This is a genomic window from Methylobacterium sp. XJLW (assembly GCF_003254375.1).
In the GTDB taxonomy this organism is placed as follows: Bacteria; Pseudomonadota; Alphaproteobacteria; order Rhizobiales; family Beijerinckiaceae; genus Methylobacterium; species Methylobacterium fujisawaense.
Map to the genome: position 1 here is coordinate 3,822,312 of NZ_CP016429.1, position 21,345 is coordinate 3,843,656.

23 protein-coding genes are annotated in these 21,345 nt (G+C 69.1%); 11 read left to right on the top strand and 12 right to left on the bottom strand.

Annotation, left to right across the window (positions count from 1 at the left end):
• Window positions 1-52: 52 nt before the first annotated feature.
• Complete coding sequence (locus A3862_RS17725) at window positions 53-1,354, top strand: aspartate aminotransferase family protein (protein WP_043761220.1); 1,302 nt, start codon at window positions 53-55, stop codon at window positions 1,352-1,354.
• Window positions 1,355-1,462: 108 nt separating this feature from the next.
• On the opposite strand, the gene A3862_RS17730 is transcribed toward A3862_RS17725, so the two are convergent.
• The gene (locus tag A3862_RS17730; RefSeq protein WP_043761218.1) at window positions 1,463-3,328 is read right to left on the bottom strand and encodes an ABC-F family ATP-binding cassette domain-containing protein; all 1,866 of its coding nucleotides are present in this window, start codon (window positions 3,326-3,328) and stop codon (window positions 1,463-1,465) included.
• A 276-nt stretch (window positions 3,329-3,604) separates the two neighbouring features.
• Here A3862_RS17730 and A3862_RS17735 point away from each other — a divergent pair, with 276 nt between their 5' ends.
• Window positions 3,605-4,651 (top strand): HD-GYP domain-containing protein, encoded by a 1,047-nt coding sequence (locus tag A3862_RS17735; protein ID WP_236952950.1) that lies wholly within the window; start codon window positions 3,605-3,607, stop codon window positions 4,649-4,651.
• A 27-nt stretch (window positions 4,652-4,678) separates the two neighbouring features.
• Here the strand turns inward: A3862_RS17735 and A3862_RS17740 are convergent, their stop codons facing one another.
• On the bottom strand, window positions 4,679-5,581 hold the full coding sequence (locus A3862_RS17740; RefSeq protein WP_043353213.1) for a UDP-3-O-acyl N-acetylglycosamine deacetylase: 903 nt from the start codon (window positions 5,579-5,581) through the stop codon (window positions 4,679-4,681).
• Between the two features lie 244 nt (window positions 5,582-5,825).
• On the opposite strand from A3862_RS17740, the gene A3862_RS17745 reads away from it, so the two are divergent.
• The 4 genes from A3862_RS17745 (at window position 5,826) to A3862_RS17760 (ending at window position 9,324) form a co-directional block, all read left to right on the top strand.
• Complete coding sequence (locus A3862_RS17745) at window positions 5,826-6,512, top strand: Crp/Fnr family transcriptional regulator (protein WP_043353212.1); 687 nt, start codon at window positions 5,826-5,828, stop codon at window positions 6,510-6,512.
• 4 nt (window positions 6,513-6,516) lie between these two features.
• Complete coding sequence (locus tag A3862_RS17750; protein ID WP_111473854.1) at window positions 6,517-7,575, top strand: ABC transporter ATP-binding protein; 1,059 nt, start codon at window positions 6,517-6,519, stop codon at window positions 7,573-7,575.
• 64 nt (window positions 7,576-7,639) lie between these two features.
• Entirely contained in the window at window positions 7,640-8,554 is a 915-nt protein-coding gene (locus A3862_RS17755) for an ABC transporter permease (RefSeq protein ID WP_043353208.1), read from the top strand.
• On the top strand, window positions 8,551-9,324 hold the full coding sequence (locus tag A3862_RS17760; RefSeq protein ID WP_111473855.1) for an ABC transporter permease: 774 nt from the start codon (window positions 8,551-8,553) through the stop codon (window positions 9,322-9,324). The genes A3862_RS17755 and A3862_RS17760 overlap by 4 nt, the downstream gene beginning before the upstream one ends.
• Before the next feature lie 6 nt (window positions 9,325-9,330).
• Here the strand turns inward: A3862_RS17760 and A3862_RS17765 are convergent, their stop codons facing one another.
• Window positions 9,331-10,791 (bottom strand): sodium:solute symporter family protein, encoded by a 1,461-nt coding sequence (locus tag A3862_RS17765; protein ID WP_111473856.1) that lies wholly within the window; start codon window positions 10,789-10,791, stop codon window positions 9,331-9,333.
• Entirely contained in the window at window positions 10,788-10,991 is a 204-nt protein-coding gene (locus A3862_RS17770) for a DUF3311 domain-containing protein (protein WP_043353201.1), read from the bottom strand. Before A3862_RS17770 ends, A3862_RS17765 begins: the two co-directional genes overlap by 4 nt.
• A 200-nt stretch (window positions 10,992-11,191) precedes the next feature.
• Here A3862_RS17770 and A3862_RS17775 point away from each other — a divergent pair, with 200 nt between their 5' ends.
• Entirely contained in the window at window positions 11,192-11,422 is a 231-nt protein-coding gene (locus tag A3862_RS17775) for a hypothetical protein (protein WP_043379988.1), read from the top strand.
• 39 nt (window positions 11,423-11,461) lie between these two features.
• Here A3862_RS17775 and ureG read toward each other — a convergent pair whose 3' ends face one another.
• From ureG to A3862_RS17805, 6 genes are all read right to left on the bottom strand, one after another.
• The gene (gene ureG, locus A3862_RS17780; protein WP_043353197.1) at window positions 11,462-12,079 is read right to left on the bottom strand and encodes an urease accessory protein UreG; all 618 of its coding nucleotides are present in this window, start codon (window positions 12,077-12,079) and stop codon (window positions 11,462-11,464) included.
• Between the two features lie 9 nt (window positions 12,080-12,088).
• Window positions 12,089-12,814, bottom strand: a complete 726-nt coding sequence (locus A3862_RS17785) for an urease accessory protein UreF (RefSeq protein WP_442919044.1) — start codon at window positions 12,812-12,814, stop codon at window positions 12,089-12,091.
• Window positions 12,765-13,262, bottom strand: coding sequence for an urease accessory protein UreE (locus tag A3862_RS17790; protein ID WP_111473857.1), 498 nt, complete (start codon window positions 13,260-13,262; stop codon window positions 12,765-12,767). The genes A3862_RS17785 and A3862_RS17790 overlap by 50 nt, the downstream gene beginning before the upstream one ends.
• 13 nt (window positions 13,263-13,275) lie before the next feature.
• Entirely contained in the window at window positions 13,276-15,003 is a 1,728-nt protein-coding gene (ureC, locus tag A3862_RS17795) for an urease subunit alpha (protein ID WP_111473858.1), read from the bottom strand.
• Window positions 15,004-15,005: 2 nt separating this feature from the next.
• Window positions 15,006-15,626, bottom strand: a complete 621-nt coding sequence (locus A3862_RS17800; RefSeq protein ID WP_111473859.1) for an urease subunit gamma — start codon at window positions 15,624-15,626, stop codon at window positions 15,006-15,008.
• Between the two features lie 126 nt (window positions 15,627-15,752).
• Window positions 15,753-16,766 (bottom strand): LysR family transcriptional regulator, encoded by a 1,014-nt coding sequence (locus A3862_RS17805; protein ID WP_043379981.1) that lies wholly within the window; start codon window positions 16,764-16,766, stop codon window positions 15,753-15,755.
• A gap of 193 nt (window positions 16,767-16,959) precedes the next feature.
• Here A3862_RS17805 and A3862_RS17810 point away from each other — a divergent pair, with 193 nt between their 5' ends.
• From A3862_RS17810 to A3862_RS17820, 3 genes are read left to right on the top strand one after another with little or no spacing between them, the layout of a single operon-like run.
• Entirely contained in the window at window positions 16,960-18,117 is a 1,158-nt protein-coding gene (locus tag A3862_RS17810) for a GNAT family N-acetyltransferase (protein ID WP_236961370.1), read from the top strand.
• Window positions 18,114-18,728, top strand: a complete 615-nt coding sequence (locus A3862_RS17815) for a cysteine hydrolase family protein (protein WP_043353190.1) — start codon at window positions 18,114-18,116, stop codon at window positions 18,726-18,728. Before A3862_RS17810 ends, A3862_RS17815 begins: the two co-directional genes overlap by 4 nt.
• A 19-nt stretch (window positions 18,729-18,747) precedes the next feature.
• The gene (locus A3862_RS17820; protein ID WP_236961371.1) at window positions 18,748-18,936 is read left to right on the top strand and encodes a hypothetical protein; all 189 of its coding nucleotides are present in this window, start codon (window positions 18,748-18,750) and stop codon (window positions 18,934-18,936) included.
• Here A3862_RS17820 and A3862_RS17825 read toward each other — a convergent pair whose 3' ends face one another.
• Window positions 18,937-19,116 (bottom strand): hypothetical protein, encoded by a 180-nt coding sequence (locus A3862_RS17825; RefSeq protein ID WP_111473862.1) that lies wholly within the window; start codon window positions 19,114-19,116, stop codon window positions 18,937-18,939. It abuts the gene before it with no gap.
• A 454-nt stretch (window positions 19,117-19,570) separates the two neighbouring features.
• Window positions 19,571-19,798 (bottom strand): hypothetical protein, encoded by a 228-nt coding sequence (locus tag A3862_RS17830; protein WP_043353185.1) that lies wholly within the window; start codon window positions 19,796-19,798, stop codon window positions 19,571-19,573.
• A gap of 254 nt (window positions 19,799-20,052) precedes the next feature.
• Here A3862_RS17830 and A3862_RS17835 point away from each other — a divergent pair, with 254 nt between their 5' ends.
• A complete protein-coding gene (locus A3862_RS17835) occupies window positions 20,053-21,306 on the top strand; it encodes an efflux RND transporter periplasmic adaptor subunit (protein ID WP_111473863.1) in 1,254 nt (417 codons plus the stop codon).
• The last annotated feature ends 39 nt before the right edge of the window (window positions 21,307-21,345 follow it).

The window sequence follows — 21,345 nt, forward strand, 5'->3', positions numbered from 1 at the left end:
CGTCCGCGGCGGTCCTAGCATGGTGCGGCTGGACCCGGGTGCAGGACCGACGATGACACGGAACGACGACGCCGATTTCTGGATGCGCGCACGTCGGCATCTCGTGCGGTACGGGGGCTCCTTCGCGCCGGTCATCATCGAGCGGGCGGAGGGCAGCTTCGTCTACGACGCGGACGGCCGGAAGATCCTCGATTTCACCTCCGGCCAGATGAGCGCGATCCTGGGCCACGGGCATCCCGAGATCGCCGCGGTAGCCGCGCATCATGTCGGACATCTCGACCATCTGTTCAGCGGCATGCTGAGCCGGCCCGTGGTCGATCTCGCGACGGAGCTGGCCCGGATCGCCCCCGGCGACCTCGAACGGACGCTCCTGCTGACCACCGGCGCAGAGGCCAACGAGGCCGCCCTGCGCATGGCCAAGCTCGCCACGGGCGGCTGGGAGGTCGTGAGCTTCGCGCAATCCTGGCACGGGATGACGGCGGGGGCGGCCGGGGCGACCTACAGCGCCGGCCGCAAGGGCTATGGCCCGGCCTCCGTCGGCTCCTTCGCGATCCCCGCGCCGAACGCCTACCGCCCCACCTTCGAGAAGGACGGAGCCCCCGACTGGCAGACCGAACTCGATTACGCCTTCGCGCTGGTCGACCGGCAATCGACCGGCAACCTCGCGGCGTTCCTGGCCGAGCCGATCCTCAGCTCCGGGGGCATCCTCGAACTGCCGCCGGGCTACCTCGCCGCGCTCAAGCGGAAATGCGCGGAGCGGGGGATGCTGCTGATCATCGACGAGGCCCAGACGGGCATCGGCCGCACCGGCCTGATGTTCGCCTGCGAACGCGACGGCGTGGTCCCGGACATCCTCACCCTGTCGAAGACCCTGGGCGCCGGCCTGCCGCTCGCGGCGGTCCTGACCACGCCGGAGATCGAGGATCTCTGCCACGCCCGCGGGTTCCTGTTCTACACCACGCACGTCTCCGATCCGCTGCCCGCAGCGGTGGGCCTCAAGGTGCTGGAGATCGTCCGGCGCGACGGCCTCGTCGCCCGGGCCGAGGAGGCCGGCGCCCGGCTCGCCACGCGGTTGGGCGCCCTTCAGCAGCGCTTCGCCTGCATCGGCGACCTCCGGGGCCGCGGGCTTCTGCAGGGCGTCGAGATCGTGGCCGACCGGGGCACGAAGGTGCCGGCGCCGGATCTGGGCGATGCGATCACCCGGCGCTGCCTGGACCTCGGGCTGAGCATGAACATCGTGCAGTTGCCGGGCATGGGCGGCGTGTTCCGCATCGCCCCGCCGCTGACCGCCACCGACGAGGAGATCGACCTCGGCGTCGACATCCTGGAGCGGGCGATCGAAGTGGCGCTCTGAACGAGCATCGCGCCGCCCGGCCTGCCGTGGCGCTGCTGGATGGTTTCGCAGCGCCCGAACGGATGAGAACCACCGGCCGCGAGGGGTTCGAGCGCGCCGGGGAACGCCTCAGGCGGCCTCGATCTCCGCGCTCACATTCAGCCATTCCTCCTCGGCGGAGGCGAGCGCCTGCGCGGCGTCCGCGCGCATCTTGGCGATCTCGCCGGCCTTGGCGGCGTTCTCGCGGAAGGCGGACCCGTCCTCCAGCGCCGCGTCGATCTTCTGGATCGCCGCGGTCAGCTTGGCCATGCGGGCCTCGATGGCCTCCAGGCGTTTGCGCAGCGGCGCGAGGGCCGCGCGGCGCTCGACGCCGGCCCGGCGCGCCTCGGCCTTCTGGCCGCCGGACGGCTCGGTCTCGCGCTCCGCCTCGCGCTCCGGCCCCGACAGGACGAAGCGCCGGTAATCGTCCATGTCGCCGTCGAAGGTCTTCACCGTGCCGTCCGCGACGAGCCAGAGCCGGTCGGCGCAGGCCTCGACCAGGAAGCGGTCGTGGGACACGAGGATGACGGCCCCTTCGTAGTCGTTGATCGCCTCCACGAGGGCCTGCCGGCTCTCGATATCGAGGTGGTTGGTCGGCTCATCGAGGATCAGGAGATGCGGGCCTTGGAAGGCCGCGAGGCCCATGAGCAGGCGCGCCTTCTCGCCGCCCGAGAGCTTCTCGACCGGCGTGTCGGCCTTGTTGGCGCCGAAGCCCAGCCGCGCCGTCGCGGAGCGCACCTTGGCCTCCGGAACGTCCGGCATCAGGGTTCGGACATGCGCGTAGGCGCTCTCGGCGGGCCGGAGCTCGTCGAGCTGATGCTGGGCGAAATAGGCGACCTCCATCTTGGAGGAGCGCTTGACCTCGCCGGCCACGGGGCCGAGCCGGCCGCCGATCAGCTTGCAGAAGGTCGACTTGCCGTTGCCGTTCGCGCCCAGCAACGCCACCCGGTCGTCCGGCGCGAGGCTGAGGTCGAGCCCGGTCAGGACGATCCGGTCCCCGTAGCCGGCCTTGACCCGCTCCATCGCCACGATCGGCGGCGACAGGGGCTTCTCCGGGCTCGGCAGGTGGATCACCGGCACGTCGTCGTCGAGCAGCGCCGCGATCGGCTCCATCTTGGCCAGCCGCTTCATCCGCGACTGGGCCTGCCGCGCCTTGGTGGCCTTGGCCTTGAACCGGTCGATGAAGCTCTGGAGATGCGCGCGCTCGGCATCCTGCTTGGCCTTCGCCTTGGCCTGGAGCACCCGCTTCTCCGAGAGCTGCTTGGCGAAGCTCGAATAGCCGCCGCGGTAGATCGTCAGCTTGCCGCGGTCGAGATGCAGGATGTGATCGACGCTGGTGTCGAGCAGGTCGCGGTCGTGGCTGATGATGATGGCGGTGCGCGGGTAGCGCTCCAGGTAATCGTACAGCCAGAGCGTGCCCTCGATGTCGAGATAGTTGGTCGGCTCGTCGAGGAGCAGCAGGTCCGGCTCCGAGAACAGAACGGCAGCCAGCGCCACGCGCATCCGCCAGCCGCCGGAGAAGTCCGAGCAGGGCCGCCCCTGGGCGGCCGCATCGAACCCCAGGCCGTGCAGGATCGCGGCGGCCCGGGCCGGCGCCGAGTGGGCGCCGATATCGACGAGCCGGGTCTCGATCTCGGCGCGGCGCAAGCCGTCCGCATGCTCGGCCTCCGCCATCAGCCGGGCGCGCTCCGTGTCGGCGGCGAGCACGACGGCGTGCAGCGTCTCCGGCCCGGCCGGTGCCTCCTGGGCAACGGCGCCGATCCGCATGCCCTTGGGCAGCGCCACCGATTTCGCATCCACCGGCAGATCGCCGAGAATGGCCTTGAACAGCGTGGTCTTGCCGGCCCCATTGCGCCCGACGAGACCGACGCGGGCGCCTTCCGGGATCGTGAAGCTCGCCGAATCGAGGATCAGACGGTCGCCGATGCGATAGGTGAGGTCATTGACGCGCAGCATGACGGCGTTCTGGCTGTCCGGACGCGGCGAGGCAAGCGCCGGCTCCGCGCCGACCGGCACGATTCGCGAGGCCTCGGCGTGACGGGTTGGATACCTGATTGAAGCGGAGAATACCTGCCTGGGCGGCTAAAATTTTAACGTAATGCGACTATAATTATCTTGAGCGACGTCTATCCAGATTTCGATAGGCCGATCATTGGTTAGAGTGCGCTCGCACACGTTGGACGCCCGGAACGAGGCGAGCGACGGGGGGAGTTGTTGGGCCAGACCCTGATCTTGACCGACGATCTCGAGCGGGGCGGGCGGCTCGCGCGCAACCTCGGCGGCGGCATTTCCGTGATGTTGCACGACCTCTACGGCGACGCGGCCCCGCCATCGGGCGCCGCATTGATCATCAGCGACGTCAGCGCACTGACCTCCGAATCCGTCCGGCGCCTGCGTCAGGTCCTGTCCACGGTGCGGGCCCCTGGGGTCCCGTTTCTCGCCCTGATCCACGGCAATCTCGGGCGCGGCGAGATCCAGGCGACGGCTCTGGGGGCGACCCGGGTGATGGCGGCCTCCACGGCGAGCGCCCTGCTGCTGAATGCGGTCGCGACCCTGACCGACGGCGGGCCGGATACGCGATCCGCCCGCCGGTGGCGGCATCAGATCCATGAGGCACATGCGGCCTTCGTCAGCCTGTTCCGGGCCGATCAGGCACCCCCGCCGGCGGTGGTCGAAAGCGGCGCCGACTTGGTCAATCAGGCCATCCGCGAGGCGAAGGTGCGCAACTGGCTCGACGTCGTCGCGAACTTCGACGACGTCACCCACCGCCACTGCCTGAGCGTGGCCGGGATCGCAGCCGAATTCGCCCGTATTCTAGGGCTCAGCGAGGCCGATTCCCGGTACCTGGTCAAAGGGGCGCTGCTCCACGACATCGGCAAGGCCAAGATCCCGCTCGCCATCCTGAACAAGCCGGCACCGCTGACGCCCCTCGAGCGCAAGGAGATGGATCGTCACCCGGCGCTCGGTCACGCGATGCTGCTGACGGGCGATTATGACGCGCTGACCCTGTCGGTGGTCCGCTCGCACCACGAATATCTCGACGGTTCGGGCTATCCGGACGGCTTGCGCGGGTCGCAGATCCCGGATCTCGTCCGGCTGATCACCATTTGCGACATCTTCGCCGCGCTGATCGAGGCGCGCCCCTACAAGGCGCCGAAATCGGCCCCGGAGGCCTACGCTATCCTGAGGCAGATGACCGCGAAGCTCGATGTCGATCTGGTCCGAGCCTTCGGTGAGGTGGCGGCCGCCTGCGAACCTCCTCGACCTGCCTCCGCCTGAGGCCTCCCCCGGTCTGTCGGCCGCGCCTCAAACGAGTTCCCAGGCCGAGCTGTCGCTCATCAGGGCCGCGACCAGGGCGTGGTTGAGTTCGTGTCCCGTGTGGAAGGCTGAGATGCGGCCCTCGATCGGGTGGCCCGCCAAAGCGAGATCGCCGATGAGATCGAGGATGCGGTGCCGCACCGGCTCATCGGGGACCCGCATCCCGCCGAGCACGTGCCCGCGCACGAGGAGCGCCGCCGAGCGGGGCGATACGCCCTGCAGGAAGTCCGTCCCCCGGACGAAACCGTAGGCGCGCCCCGCCATGGCTCGCAGGTAGCGACCGAAGCTGCGTGCCGGCGCAATCTCCCGCTCGAAGCCTTCGGGCGTGATCGCACCCGACCAGTCGACCGACCCGAAATGCGCCAGCGCGAGGTGGCCGCTGATGTGGAGTCCGTCGCCGGGCTCGATCTGAAGCCGCCGCCGCCCGTTCTCGACCGCAACGGTCCGCAGCAGGCGGATGACCCGGCATGGCAAGGTCTGCTCGCTCCGGCCCGCGGCCCGGATGGCCTCGCACCACGGCGTGGCGCTGCCGTCGAAGATCGGCAGTTCGTCCGCGTCGATCTCGGCCAGCACGTTGTCGATCCGCAAGGCGCTCAGCGATGCCATGAGGTGTTCGATCGTGCGGACAAGGACCCCCTCCCGCCGCACCGCCGAGGACAGCGGCTGCGATTCCCGAAGTCGCCAATCGGCCGGCACATCGACCGTGCGACCATCCTTCAGACGACGCCGAAAGACGATGCCATGGCCGGCCGGCGCCGGGCTGACGCGGACCGTGGCGTGTCGCCCCGAATGGAGGCTGCGTCCCGACCGCTCGAACGGATGAGACAAGGTCGCCTGAAGACGAGGGCCTGGAGAGGCTGTCGAGAGCGGGAATGGAACGTCTTGATGCATCGAGTCAGGCCGCCGCAGCGGACAGGGAACCTAGCCGTCATGGGTGATCCACGCCAATAAACTCCTGTTCATCGGGACGCGGCTTGACCGTCCAGCCCGCGACCGTCACGATCATTATGCCCGATCGATCCAGCACCGCCCCGGCGGAGCGCGACGTCACTGTACGGGCTGCTCCCGTCCCCAGATCTGCTGGCTGGCCCCCGTCAGGGCAGGGACGGAGGCCGGAGTTGAGGGAACACGATCGATGGCGCGGTTGGGGACGATACCCTTCTTCAAGGATCCGGGCATTGAGCTCGGGCCCTACGAGCCCCGCTGCCACTGGCGCCGCTTCGACGAGAACGAGGTTCTGGTCGACTTCGACGACATCTCCACCGACGTCTACTTCATCGCCTCCGGCGAGGTCCGCATCCTGAACCGGACCCAGTCCGGCAAGGAGGTCATCCTGGGGGAGATGCGAGGCGGGGCCTTCTTCGGCGAACTCGCCGCGATCGACGGGATCGGCCGCTCGGCCAACGTCACGGCGCTGACGCGCGGCGAGGTCTGCGTGGTGCCGGCCCCGGTGTTCCGCCAGATCGTCTTCGCGTCGGAGGCGATCGCCGACCGGCTGTTCCGGCTCCTGGCCAAGCGCGTGCGCGAGCTGAACACGCGGCTGATGGAGCACGCCCTGCTCGATCTCAAGCACCGGCTGTATGCCGAGCTGCTGCGCCTCTCCGTGCCGCGGGCCGGGGCCGGGGGCGAGCGGGTGGTGTCGCCCCCGCCCTACCACCACGTCCTCGCCGCCCGGATCGGCTGCCGGCGGGAGCAGGTGACCCGGGAATTCACCGCGATGGCCGCCGAGGGTCTGGTCGACCGCACCCGCGGCGCCCTCGTCCTGCGGCGGCCGGATCTCCTGGAAGCGCGCGTGGCCGAGGCGCTGCGCGAGGATTCCTGATCCGTTGTCCGGCCTGCCGGCGCCGCGCCTGCGGCTCGAGGAGCTGAGCAAACGCTTCGGCACGCACCACGCCGTCGAGGCCGTGACGCTCGATCTCGAGCCGGGGGAGTTCTTCTGCCTGCTCGGGCCATCCGGCTGCGGGAAGAGCACCCTCCTGCGCATGATCGCGGGCTTCGAGAGACCGACCGCCGGGCGGATCCTGCTGGGGGAGGCCGATCTGACCGCGCTGCCGCCCCACCGGCGGCCGGTCAACATGATGTTCCAGTCCTATGCCCTGTTCCCGCACATGAGCGTGGCCGGCAATATCGGCTACGGTCTCAAGGCCCTCGGCCGCGCCGCCGCCGCTAACCGGGTGGCGGACCTGCTCCGGCTCGTGCGCCTCGACGGGTTCGGCGACCGCCGACCCGACACGCTCTCGGGCGGTCAGCGGCAGCGGGTCGCCCTGGCCCGGGCGCTGGCCCGGCAGCCGAAGCTGCTGCTTCTCGACGAGCCGCTCGGCGCCCTGGATCGCGGCCTGCGCGAGGAGACGCAGGGCGAGTTGCGCGCCGTCCAGCGGCGGCTCGGCACCGCCTTCATCGTCGTCACGCACGATCCCGAGGAGGCGATGATGCTTGCCGACCGGATCGGCGTCATGGAAGGCGGGCGCCTGATCCAGGTCGGACCTCCGGCGGAGCTCTACCGACGCCCGGCGAGCCGCTTCGTCGCGGGTCTGCTCGGCGACGTGAACCTCATCCCCGGCCGCCTCGGCGCGGGAGGGCCCGGCGGCGCCCGCGAAGTCGAGACCGCTTATGGCGCCGTTCGGGGCGTCGCGGCGGGCACGTTGGAGACGGGGGCCGCCGTCGTGGTCGCCGTGCGGCCGGAGGACCTCGTTCTCGGCACGGAGGGGCTGCCGGTGGTGATCGCCGATTCCGTCTTTCTCGGAGACAGGCTGCGTCGGACCCTGCGCCTGCCCGACGGCACGACGCTGCGGGCGAGCGGGCGACCGACGGAGGCCGGGCAGGCGCTCGGATCGGCATCGCATGCCGGCTTCGCGGCCGAGGCCGCCGTGATCCTGCCCGCATGATGCCCATCGCGCCGTCGGACGACCCGCATGCCCGCCCGGGGCGGCGCGATCCGGGTGCCTACCGGTGAGCGGCCGGATAACGGCACGGCTGTTCGATCGTCTCGTGCGGCTGCCACCCTTCCTCTGGCTGGCGGCGTTTTTCCTGCTGCCGTTCGCGATCACCCTCAAGATCAGCCTGTCGGAGCCGGCGACGGCGATCCCACCCTATCTGCCGGTGCTCGACTGGCGGGCCGGCCTCGACGGCTGGTCGAGCTTTCTCGAAGCCCTGAACTTCGACAATTACCTGACGCTCTACGCCGACCCGCTCTATCGGGACGCCGTCCTCGGCTCGCTGACCTACGCCGCCCTGGCCAGCCTGATCCTCGTCGCCCTGGGGACACCGCTCGCCTACGCGCTGGCCCGCGCCCCGTCCCGATGGCAGCCGCTCCTCGTGGCGCTGGTGGTCGTGCCGTTCTGGACCAGCTTCCTGATCCGGGTCTACGCCTGGATCGCGATCCTCAAACCGGAGGGTCTGCTGAACCTCATGCTGATCCGGCTCGGGCTGATCGGCGAGCCGCTCACGATCCTCAACACCGACGCCGCGGTGATCATCGGCCTCGTCTACGCGTATCTGCCCTTCATGGTCCTGCCGCTCTACGCGGTGATGAACCGCCTCGACCCGACGCTGCGGGACGCCGCTGCGGATCTCGGCGCCTCGCCGACCCGGGTGTTCTGGACCGTGACCCTGCCGCTCAGCCTGCCCGGGATCGCGGCCGGCGCGGGCTTGTGCTTCATCCCGATGATCGGCGAGTTCGTGATCCCGGACCTTCTCGGCGGCTCGGAAACCCTGATGCTCGGCCGGGTGCTCTGGACCGAGTTCTTCTCGAACCGCGACTGGCCCCTGGCCTCCGCGGTGGCGGTCCTGATCCTCGCCATCGTCATCGGCCCGGTGGTGCTGTTCCGGGACAGCCTGCGCGCCGGCGAGGGAGAGTCCCCGTGACCTGGGTCACCCGCACCGCCCTCGCGGCCGGCCTCGTCTTCCTCTACGCGCCGATCGTGGTGCTGATCGTCTACTCGTTCAACGCCTCGCCCCTGGTCACGGTCTGGGGCGGTTTCTCGACCCGCTGGTATGGTGCGCTGATGTCCGACGCGCCGCTCATCGCAGCCGCCTGGGTGTCTCTGAAGGTCGCGATCCTCGCGAGCCTGCTCGCCACGATCCTCGGCACCCTCGCAGCCCTGGTCCTCGAGCGGCAGGGCTGCTTCCGCGGACGGACGCTGTTCACCGGCCTCGTCGTCGGACCGATCGTGATGCCGGAGGTGATGATCGGCCTCTCGCTCCTGCTGATGTTCATCGGGATCGGGCTGGACCGGGGCCTCCTCACGATCGTCATCGCCCACACGACGTTCTGCACGGGCTTCGTGGCGGTGGTGGTCGGGGCGCGCCTGCGCGGTCTCGATCGATCCCTGGAGGAAGCCGCGGCCGACCTCGGCGCGACGCCGGCACGGGTGCTGATGACCGTCACCCTGCCGCTTCTGGCGCCCGCTCTGACCGCCGGGGCCCTCCTCGCCTTCACCCTGTCGCTCGACGACCTCGTCATCGCGAGCTTCGTGTCCGGCCCCGGCTCGACCACGCTGCCGATGCGGCTCTACAGCCAGGTCAGACTCGGGGTGAACCCGGAGATCAACGCGGCCTCGACCCTCCTGGTCGGGCTGGTGAGCGCCGCGGTGCTTCTGGCATCCTGGCTCACGACCCGGCGCGGGCAGGCCTGAGGCCCGTCACTCAGCGGCCTGCGCGGCGGTCGCCCCGACGCGCATCAGTTGCGCCACCGCGAGGGTGACCACGAGATTCACCATCAGCGCCACGATGCCGACATTCACGTCCTGGAGCGGTCCGAGGGCGGAGAGGCTGGACAGGCTGAACCCGCTCAGAACGGTCGCCGCCACGGTGGCGACGCCCGCGACGATGCCGGCCATCGCAGCGCGCCGATCGAGCGGGTTGCGCCGCATCAGTCTGGCGATGAAGCACGGGAAGAGCTGCGTGACGAAGTTGTAGCCCATCAAGAGGAGCTGCACGATCGTGTCGCCGCCCGACAGGGTGAAGCACACGCAGACCAGCGCCAGAACCGGCACCAGTATCTTGCACAGCCGGGCGGTGGCGGCATCGTCCATGCCGGGTCGCAGGGGCCGGACGAGGTTGTTGGCTACCAGCGTCACGCCGGCGATCAGGATCATCGATCCCGGGACCAGAGCGGTCAGCACGCCGGTGGCGCCGATGAGGCCGATGACCCAGGGCGGGAAGGTCGCAAGGGCGAGCTTGAACAGCGACAGATCGACATCCGGGCCGGTGAGGCCGGGCACCTGCATGACGGCCGTGAAGCCGATTACGAACACGAAGAGATTGATCAGCTGGTAGATCGGCAGGATCACGGCGTTTCGCCGGAAGGCGCCGGGCTCGCGCGCCGTGTAGAGCGACGCGAAGGTGTGCGGCCACATGTATCCGCCCAGGGCGGTGAGCAGGACCGTCGTGGTGAACCAGGTCGGGCTCTGGCCGCGATCGGGCAGGGCGAGGAAGCCGGGCTTCGCCGCCTCGATGGCCTGGAACAGCCCTCCATAGCCGCCGTAATAGTGCACCGGCAGGTAGATCCCGAGGAAGACCACTACGAACAGGATGCTGGTGTCCTTGATCACCGCCGTCCAGGCCGAGCCGTGGACGCCCGAGACGACCACGTAGACGGTGAGGGCGGCCGCCCCGATCCAGACCGCGGCGGTCGACGAGATGGCCCCGTAGGACGCTGTGGAGACGATGATCCCCAGGCCCTTGAACTGAAGCACGAGGTAGGGGACCAGCGCCACGATCCCCACCAGAGCCACCAGCATGCCGAGCGCCGGGCTTCGGTACTTGCGGGCGAAGAAATCGGGTTGCGTGTAGAGGCCGTTCTGCTTCGCGTAGCGCCAGACGGGCGGCAGCAGCCAATACGAGGTGACGTAGGCGAGCGTCAGGTAGCAGAGGATGTAGTAGGCCGGGCCGCCCTTGCCGTAGGCGATGCCGGACCCACCCAGGAACGTGAAGGTCGTGTAGATCTCGCCGGCCATCAGCAGGAAGACGAGGGTGGTGCCGAAGCCCCGGCCGCCCACCGTCCACTGTTCCAGGCCCATCTCACGGCCCAACCGTGCGTAGAGCCCGAGGCCGATCGCCAGCGCGAATCCGGCCGCCACGATGATGAGGGCGACGCTCATCGCGGATCTTCCGGGCTTCGGTTCTGGGGATCGGTGAGATAGATCACCGCCATCACCGCCGAGGTCCCGATCACGCAGAACACCAGCCAGGCGAGGAGCAGCGGCAGGCCGAGAACGAAGGGTTCGACCCGATTCAGAAAGAACGGACCGATCAGGATGCCCAGAAAGGGCAGGGCGGCGAGCCACCGCAGATTTCGCATGCGCGATACCGTCCAGAAGGCCCCGATACCGCGGGTTGAATCAGTCGCGACGGACTGTCAACCTGACGGAGCCAGCTCGATGCGCAGACAGATCAATCTTACGTGTTGTGCGCTCGCGCACGCGGCCCCGGGTCCGGCACGCCTAATCTCGTGCAGCTTCGCGACGTTCGGCGTCGCCGATGCACGAGGGATTTCGCGCGATGAAACCGACCCTGACCATCGCCGCGCTGGCGGCGCTTCTCGCCGTTCCGACGGTCCAGGCTGAGGCACGGCCGCGTCAGGCGGCCGCCAAGGTCCAGCCCAGCGCCGCACTCAAGGCGCGCCAGACCGTCATGAACGATTTCAACGCCCGCATGAGCCGCCTCGACGCGCTCATGGGTGTGCCGAAATCGTCGTCGGTTCGCGCCCGCTCCGCCGAAGCCGGGCGCTAGAGTCGAGCACAACGCGTTCGACGCGACCGGCTCATCGGTTCAGCGACCGAGACCGCCCGCCTCTTCGACGAAGCGCGCGACGGAATCCGCGCCCGCCCCCTCCCGCAAGGACGCGAACACGTAGGGCCGCGCGCCGCGCATCCGCTGCGTGTCGGATTCCATGACCGACAGGTCGGCGCCGACGAGGGGCGCGAGGTCGGTCTTGTTGACGATCAGCAGATCCGAGCGCGTGATGCCCGGGCCGCCCTTGCGGGGGATCTTCTCGCCGCCGGCGACGTCGATGACGTAGAGGGTGATGTCGGCGAGTTCGGGCGAGAACGTCGCCGCGAGATTGTCGCCCCCGGATTCGATCAGGACCAGATCGAGCTTGGGGAACCGCCGGGTCATCTCGGCGACGGCGGCGAGGTTGATCGAAGCGTCCTCTCGGATCGCGGTGTGCGGGCAGCCACCGGTCTCGACACCGAGAATGCGCTCCTCGGGGAGGGCGCCGGCCACCGTCAGGATGCGCGCATCCTCCTTCGTGTAGATGTCGTTGGTGATCGCACAGATCTCGTAGCGGTCGCGGAAGCGCTTGCAGAGCTGCTCCATCAGGGCGGTCTTGCCGGAGCCGACGGGACCGCCGATGCCGACGCGGAGGGGGCCGTTCGAGGAGGTCATGCTTCAGGCTCAGGATCGGAAGATGCGGGAATATTGGGTCTCGTGCCGAAAGGAGCCGAGATCCAGGCGGAAGGTAGCGGTACCGAGGGCGTCGAGCCCTACCGCAGCGGCGGCGGCAGCCAGCGGCACGAGCCGTGGAGCAAGGGCGGCGATCACCCGGGTCCCGGCTGCCTGGCCCACGGGCGCCGCCCGCAGGGCCGCCGAGACGAGGTTCTGAAGGAAGGCGAGGCCGTAGGCGGCGAGAACCGGCGCCAGCGCCATGCGATGCGCCCCGGCGGCGAGCCCGACGGCGACCGGGTAGGCGACCGGACCCGGCAGTTCTTCGGAGAGCGCCGCAAGCGCCGGGGAGGGCCAGGCGCCGCGTGTCGCGTCGAGAAAGCTCCGCCCCTGCTGGCTCGTCTCGAGGTGCAGTTCCCGGGACGGGGCGAGGGCGAGCGCGAGATCGTTGACGGCGATGAGGCCGACGCCGTCGGAGGCGCCTGCCGCCCGGTGAGCTTCGGCCGCGAGGATCAGGTCGTTGCGCAGGGCGCCGCGGGTACAGACGTCCTCGAGCCACAGCGTCAGGCCGGCCTCGTCGCGGATATCTCCGGCTTCGACAGCCCATTCCAGGCCGTGCGAGTAGGCGTAGGCGCCCACCGGGTAACCCGGCGACAGCCACGCCATCAGACGCAGCGAATCCAGGGTTTCAGCCGCCGGCATGGTGGTGATGGTGGTGGCCGCCGTGGGAATGGTCATGCTCGTGGGCGTGGCCGCCGGAATAGGCACCGCCCTCGGGCCGGAACGGTCGCTCCACGGGCTCGGCGGTGCCGCCGAGACCGCGCACCATCTCGGCGAGCACATGGTCATCGGCGATCCACACCGCGTCCGCGCCGATCTCGGCGGGGATGTGCCGGTTGCCGATGTGCCAGATCAGGCGCTTGAGGGCATGGTCGTCCGGTGCGCGGATCTCCAAAAGGCGCTCCGGCGCCGCCTCGACCCAGACGAGGCGACCGTCCTGCAGGACCAGGGCGTCGCCGTCCTCCAGCACGGCCGGCTCCGGCAGGTCGAGCAGGAAGCCCAGCCCGCCTGCGCCGCGCATGGCGACCCGGCGGCGATGCCGGTCGCCGTGATCGAGCACGACGCGGTCGACGATCTCGCCGCCGGACAGGGCGTCCCGGCGAAGGATGCGGGTGGCGCGAAGCATCGGACGGGACCGCTCAGAACAGGAAGTAGCGCTGCGCCATGGGCAGCAACTCGGCGGGCTCGCAGACCAGCAGCTCGCCGTCGGCCCGGACGTCGTAGGTCTCGGGATCCACCTCGATCTCGGGCGTGGCGTCGTTGAGGATCATGCTTTTCTTCGAGATGCCGCCGCGCACATTCTCCACGGCCACCAAGTCCTTCTGGACGCCGAGCCGTTCCCGCAGGCCGTCGTCGACGGCGGCCTTGGAGACGAAGGTCAGGGCGGTGGCGAAGGGGACCCGACCGTAGGCACCGAACATCGGCCGGTAATGCACCGGCTGCGGCGTCGGGATCGAGGCGTTCGGGTCGCCCATGGGGGCGGCCGCGATGCTGCCGCCCTTCAGCACGAGATCGGGCTTCACCCCGAAGAAGGCCGGCGTCCAGAGGACGAGGTCGGCGAGCTTGTCGGGCTCCACCGAGCCGATGTGCCGGGAGATGCCGTGCGCGATGGCCGGGTTGATCGTGTATTTGGCGATGTAGCGGCGCGCCCGCAGGTTGTCGGTGCCGGAGGCATCCCCCGGCAGCGCGCCCCGCTGCCGCTTCATCTTGTCGGCGGTCTGCCACGTGCGGATGATGACCTCGCCGACCCGGCCCATGGCCTGGCTGTCGGAGGACATCATCGAGAGCGCGCCGATATCGTGCAGGATGTCCTCGGCCGCGATGGTCTCGCGCCGGATCCGGCTCTCCGCGAAGGCGAGATCCTCGGGGATCGACGGGTCGAGGTGGTGGCAGACCATGAGCATGTCGAGATGCTCGTCAATCGTGTTCCACGTGTAGGGCCGCGTCGGGTTCGTGGACGACGGGAGCACGTTCGGCAGCCCGGCGACCTTGATGATGTCGGGGGCGTGGCCGCCGCCGGCGCCCTCGGTGTGGAAGGCGTGGATCGTCCGGCCCTTGAAGGCGGCGATCGTGTCCTCGACGAAGCCCGATTCGTTGAGCGTGTCGGTGTGGATCATGACCTGGATGTCGTGGGCATCGGCCACGGACAGGCAGGTGTCGATCGCCGCGGGCGTGGTGCCCCAATCCTCGTGCAGCTTCAGCGCGCAGGCACCCGCCCGCACCATCTCGACGAGGCTATCCGGCCGGGACGCATTGCCCTTGCCGGCGAAGGCGAGATTCATCGGGAAGGCGTCAGCCGCCTCGATCATCCGGGCGATGTGCCAGGGGCCCGGGGTGCAGGTGGTGGCGAAGGTGCCGTGGGCCGGCCCGGTGCCGCCGCCGAGCATCGTGGTGATCCCCGAGCAGAGCGCCTCCTCGATCTGCTGCGGGCAGATGAAGTGGATGTGGCTGTCGAAGCCGCCCGCCGTCAGGATCTTGCCCTCGCCGGCGATGACCTCCGTGCCCGGGCCGACCACGATGTCGATTCCGGGCTGCACGTCCGGGTTGCCGGCCTTGCCGAGCTTGAAGATCCGGCCGCGGACGATTCCGACATCGCATTTCACGATGCCCCAATGGTCGAGGACCACGGCGTTGGTGATCACCGTGTCGACGGCGCCGTCGGCGTTGGTCGCCTGGCTCTGGCCCATGCCGTCGCGGATGACCTTGCCGCCGCCGAACTTCACCTCCTCGCCGTAGGTGGTGAAGTCGCGCTCGACCGTGATCTCCAGGCTGGTATCGGCGAGGCGGATACGGTCGCCGACCGTGGGGCCGAACATGTCGGCGTAGGCGGACCGGGGCAGGCTGGCGGGCTTGGGCGAATTGGCCATGGTCAGAGCTTGCCCATCACGTCGCCGCGGAAACCGTACACGGTGCGTCCGCCGGAGAGCGGCACCAGCGCGACCTCCCGCGTCGATCCCGGCTCGAAACGCACGGCGGTGCCCGGCGCGATGTCGAGGCGCTTGCCGCGGGCCTGCTCCCGCTCGAACACGAGGCCCGGATTGACCTCGAAGAAGTGATAGTGCGAGCCGACCTGGATCGGCCGGTCCCCAACATTGGCGACTTCGAGCACGGTCCGCTCGGCGCCTGCGTTGAAGACGATCTCGCCGGGCAGCGTCGTCACGGCCCCGGGGACGTCTGCCGAGGCCGTTCCCCGGATCGGGTGGTGCACGGTGACGAGCTTGGTCCCGTCCGGGAAGGTGGCCTCGACCTGGATGTCGTGGATCATCTCCGGCACGCCCTCCATGACCTGATCGCTGGTCAGCACTTTGGCGCCGGCCTGCATCAGATCGGCCACGGTGCGGCCGTCCCGGGCGCCCTCGACCACGAAATCGGTGATCAGTGCCACCGCCTCCGGGTGGTTGAGCTTCACGCCCCGTGCGAGGCGGTTGCGCGCCACCTGTGCCGCCATGGCGATCAGCAGCTTGTCCTTTTCGCGGGGTGTCAGCAGCACGGGCAACCTCGTCGTCGTGGCCGCCGGAGCAAGGATCATGCGCGTTGCGCGGTCAAGGCCAAGGCGGGCCCCGTGGAGACGCTTCGGGCCATCGACGGTCGGGGGCCGCTCAGGGTCCCGGCGACGTCACGAGGTCATGGCGATGAACCCGGCGAACAGGTCCGGCAGGGGCTCGCCCTTGACGGTGCCCGGCAGGTCACGAGGATGGATGAACTCGTCCCGGAACCAGGGATAGCGCTTCGGATCGAAGGACGCCCGCAGCCAGTCGATCGTCCGCCGCACGCGGCCGATCCGCTCCGCATCCGGGTGATAGGTCAGCCAAATGTCGACGCCGAAGCGGCCGAGATTGTCCACCGGGACGACCTGCGCGCCGATCGCGCTGGCATAGGTCGGCAGCAGGCCGATCCCGGCGCCCTTCGCGATCGCCCAGTAATACGCGCTGCTGACATTGATCTTCAGGGTGATCGGCACCGTTGCGGGAAAGCCCGGCACTGAGCGCACGTAATCCTCGAGGCGCATGGTCTGGCTGCCGTCCTGAACCACGATCCGGTGGCGCGCGAGATCCTCGGGGCGATCGGGAAGCCCATACGTCTCCACGTAGCTCCGCCCGGCATAGGGCACCATGTGGATGCGGCCGAGCTTGACGACGCGCAGGTCCGGGCTCGTCGGGCGCGTCAGCTGGATGGCAACGTCCGCTTCGAGCCGCAGGACGTCGGCGGATTCCATGGCGCAGCGCAGGTCGACGGTCAGGCGCGGATTGGCGCGCTGGAACTCGACGAGCCGCGGCGCGAGCCAGAACGCCCCCAGCCCCTCCGTCACCGCGATGCGGACTTCGCCGGTCTCGGCGAACGGAGCGACCTCGCCCGTGCGCACCAGGCTGAACGCCGCAGCCTCCATGCGGTTGGCCGCGTCCAGGATCGCCTGGCCCTCGGTGGTCAGACGGATCCCGTCGACATGGCGCGTCATCAGCGGGGCACCGATCAGGGCCTCGAGATCGCCGATCCGGCGACGCACCGAATTCACGGACAGGCCGAGCTTGGCGGCCGCCGATCGGAAGCTTCCGGACCGCTGGAGCGTCAGGAAGACTCGGATGCTCTGCCAGTCGGGCATCGAGCCCCGGCTTGCCTCCGTCTGTTCCATCGACGGAACACCCCTGTTTCAATTTTTGCACATACAGCCAGAGCGCTAGATGCGAAGTGCTGGACCGTCAATCCGAAACCGAATGACAGGTCATCCGATGACACTGCACATGGCTCGCGGCCAGTTCGTGGCGGGGGATACGGATCAACTTGGTCCAGCGTCAGTCACTGTGGAGCCGCGGCATGACCTGAGCATGTTGCGCGTTGATCGTATCGCCCGTCATCTCGTCGTATTCATGCCGGCGCCGGACGATCTCAGACGCCTGATCGAAGATGCGCGTACAGATCTGCCGGATCTGGCACCCCTGCACGTCGTGCAGCGCGTGATGTCGATCAATCCGGACAGCGTCCTGGCGATTGCCCAGAAACACAAGTTCGATGCGGCACGTCCGCAGGGCGACGGCTTCGTCGCCTGCCTGATGCTGAATGCGGCCGGCCTGGCCGCGCTCAAGACGGGAACGCTCGATGCGTCGGATCCACCGGCCGCGATGCTGGCCGGTCAGCACGAACGTCCGGCCGGGATCTATGTCTGGGCGGTCTACGCGCGGCGGCGGCTTGCCGGTGGCGTCAGCCTCGTCTTCGACCGTCTGTCGAGCCCAACCTATCGCGGCGTCGACTTCTACGCCCGGGCGGCGACGCCCGAGGGCGCGGATCTGCTCACGACGCTCGGCTTCACGGTCCGCAAGACCGGCTGTGTGGACCTGTACCATTTCGCCCGCGGGCCGAAGACGGAGGCCGCACCGCTCTACGACAGCCACAAGCCGGGCGGGGCCGGCACCAGCGTCGCGGTCGCGCGGAACCTGGAGGATCTGTCTCGGGTCATCGCCCTGCGCGCCGCCGTGTACATGGCAGAGCAGGCCTGCCCCTACGAGGAGGAGTTCGACGGCAACGACCTCTCGGCGACGCACCTGATCGGCTATGTCGGGGACGAGCCGGCGGGCTGCCTGCGCATCCGGTTCTTCGCGGATTTCGCCAAGATCGAGCGACTTGCGGTCCGGGCCGAGTTCCGCAACACCCGCTTGGCCTTCGCCCTGGTCCGGGCCGGCATCGAACTCGCGCGGGTGAAGGGCTACCGCCGGCTCTACGGCCACGCCCAGAAGCGCCTCGTCGGCTTCTGGAGCCGCTTCGGCTTCCGGATCTTCGACGGTGCGCAGGAACTGGTCTTCTCGGACTTCGACTACGTCGAGATGCTGATGGAGGCAGAGCCGCATCCGCAGGCCATCGGGCTCGGCGCCGACCCCTATGTCATCATCCGGCCGGAAGGACGCTGGCACCGGGCGGGGACCCTCGACCGGTCTCGCAGCCGGGCCGTGACGCGGCCCTCCGTGGACCGGACGGTGGCGGCGCGATGAACCGGCCGATCAATCCGGCGCTGTATCGCCGGCCCCGCAGCGTCCCGGTTCTGGTGCTGGTGGACATGCAGCAGGAATACGAGATCGCCGGGCGTCCGCTCGCCCTGTCGGGGATCGAGCCCGCGCTCCAAAACTGCCGCCGCGCCCTCGCGCATGCCCGCGCGAGCGGCATACAGGTGGCCTATGTCCGCTGGGTCGGGGCGCCGCTGTTCCAGGCGGGCAGCCGCTACGCCCGCTGGATCGAGGGGTTCGAGCCCCACGGCTGCGACATGATCTTCGACCGGGACCGCCCCTCCTGCTACGCGAGCCCCGCCTTCGCCGACGCGATGGAGCGCGGAAGCCCGCCCCTGGTCATGGCGGGCTTCGCCGCCGAATCCTCCTGCCTCGCGACGGCGGTCGACGGCTTCCACCGGGGTCAGGACGTGACCTTCCTGTCCGATGCCTCCGCCAGCCACGATCTGGAGGACATCGGCGCCGAAGAGATCCACCGGTCGGTGAGCGCGGTGATGCGGGTCTTCGGCGACGTCACGGACACGCAATCGTGGATCGCGACCTCCTCGCCGTTCAAGCCCATGCCAGCCGCCCCGAGATCGAGGCACGACAATGACTGACCGCGCCCAGAGCCACGGGATGCCGGACGACGACCCAGTGGGCGAAGAGGACGTGAACCTCCGTCTTGGCCGCCACGCGATCCAGCTGCTGCAGGCGGCGCGCGATGCCGGCGAGCCGACGCTGATCGCACAGGCCGAAGCCATGGCGATGGCGGTCGGCTTCGTCCTGGCGAGCCGCATTCAGGACGGGATGCCGGAGACGGATTGATCAGTCGGTTCCGTCGTCTCCGCCGATCAGGCGCATGGCGCGCAGGCGTGCCATGCGCTCGTCCCGCGCGCGCCTGTCGGCCGCGAGGGCGCGCCAGAGGGCCAGAAGCTCGGTCTCGTGAGGCGTGTCGACGGTTTCGTCGGCGTCGTGCGCCGTTCCGGCGTGATCGAAGGCGTCCATCTTCGTAGTCCTGCGCCTTGAGTTGCGTTGGGCTAACAGCACGGCATCGCGATCGTCCAGCCCGAAAGATGTGCAGAGCCTGTACAAGCCGCGTGGATCGTCACGCCCGGGCGAATCCATAACCGGCAAACGAGCACCGACGCCGCGGCAACGCGCCGTCCCATTCGACTGCCGGGACCTGCCAGCACCGCCGAGGCACCAATATTGTGCAGCGCTGGATCAAGGGCGCTTTTTCGGCAAAGCGCGGCGTCGAATCCTGCCGCAGGACTGATCGATGACTCGGCACACCGGCGTCTGACTTCAAGGGCCAACCGAGCGGCGCATATCCGATCCCGGGAAGGCCGAGCAAAAACCCCAGAAACATCCCGGACATCGAACTGTGGCTATGCCGGACAACGGCATTCCGGACGAGGCGCCCGGAACGGATTTTCCGACGATGCGGATCCGGATCGCGTCAGGTCCGGGATTGCGTGAGCGCGGCGATGATGGATTCGACCACTTCGATCTGCTCCTGCACGGCGACCAGCCGCGGACCGGCATCGGCGCCGTCACCCAGTACGAACGTGCCTTTCCGGCGCCGCGCGTCGCGCAGTTTCCGCACCGATGCGACGATGATCTGCCGTTCCTCGATCAGCGCATCGCGCAGCTCGTTCAGGCCATCCAGTTCCAGCGTCGAGGCCATGCGGCGTCCCGGTCTCACATCCTCGGCGCGGCATCGGCGGATGTTCCGCGCCGCCGCACCAGGCACGGATCGTCCGGACGGGGTGTCGGACGGCGTGACGCTACCCTCTGCCGTCGGCGCTTGCACGCGTTACGTCGGGGGACTTTGCCGTGATCGGCGGGACGCCACGATGTCCGGAACGCGGATTGTATGCTAATGGATGCAAAATCTTCCGGCTGTGCGGAGCTTTCGGGCCAAGGGGCGGATAACGGCGCATGCTGAATGAGGACGGGCGTGAGCGCGACACTTTTCGATCCGACGCGCCGGTGACGCGCACGGACGACGACGGCGTCCATCGACCGGCGCCGGGCCCCGCATCGAGACGCTCCGGCGCGGCCGGTTTGGGCCTGCTCCTCCTCGCCATCACGGGCGGCGCCGCCTACGGCTACACGTATCTGAACCGGCCCGTCGCGAAGCCCGTGGCGGCGGCACCGCTTCCTGTGCCCGTCACCCTCGGGACGGTCGAGCAGGGTCCGTTCGCCCTGGTCTCGAACGGCCTGGGCACCGTGCAGGCCTACAACACCGTCCAGGTCCGCACGCGGGTCGACGGCGAGATCCAGCAGGTGGCGTTCCGGGAGGGACAGACCGTCCACAAGGACGATGTCCTCGTGCAGATCGACCCGCGGCCCTATCAGGCAGCGCTCGCTCAGGCGAAGGCCAAGAAGGAACAGGACACGGCCAATCTCGGCAACGCCAAAGCCGACCTTGTCCGCTACACCGGACTGGGCGCCTACGCCTCCCGACAGCAGACCGAGACGCAGACCGCCCTGGTCGCGCAGCTCACCGCGCAGGTGGCGTCCGATCAGGCGGCTATCGACAACGCCACGACGCAGCTCGGCTACGCGACGGTCCGCGCGCCCATCGACGGCGTCACCGGCTTCCGGCAGGTCGATATCGGCAACATCGTCAACGCGGCGGGCCAGACCCCGATCGTCACGATCACGCAGGTGGAGCCGATCTTCGTCGTCTTCACGGCGCCGGAGGATCAGTTGCCCGCGATCGCCGCAGCCCTGCGCAAGGGCGACGTCCCGGTGGAAGCCTGGAGTTCGGACGGGCTGACGAAGCTCGCGGACGGCAAGCTCGCCCTGTTCAACAACCAAGTCGACACGGCGACCGGCACGATCCGCCTCAAGGCCGTTTTCGAGAACAAGATCCACGCCCTATGGCCGGGCCTGTCGGTCTCCACCAAGATGCGGGTCGGCACGGTCGCCGTCGCCATGACCGTACCGGACAATGCCATCCAGCACGGTCCCGACGGCCTGTTCGTCTTCTCGGTGGATGACGGAAACCACGCCCATCAGCGTGCTCTGAAAGCGGGGCGCTCCGATTCCGGTCGGACCCGGATCCTCAGCGGCGATCTGCAGCCCGGCGAGCGGGTGATCGTCGCCGGTCAGTACAAGGTTCAGGACGGCAGCCTCGTGGGTGACCCGCACGCCGCCCACACCGCGCAGGCGGAGGCGGTGCGTTGAGGGTGAGCGAGGCGGCGATGACGAGAGCAGTTCCGCGCG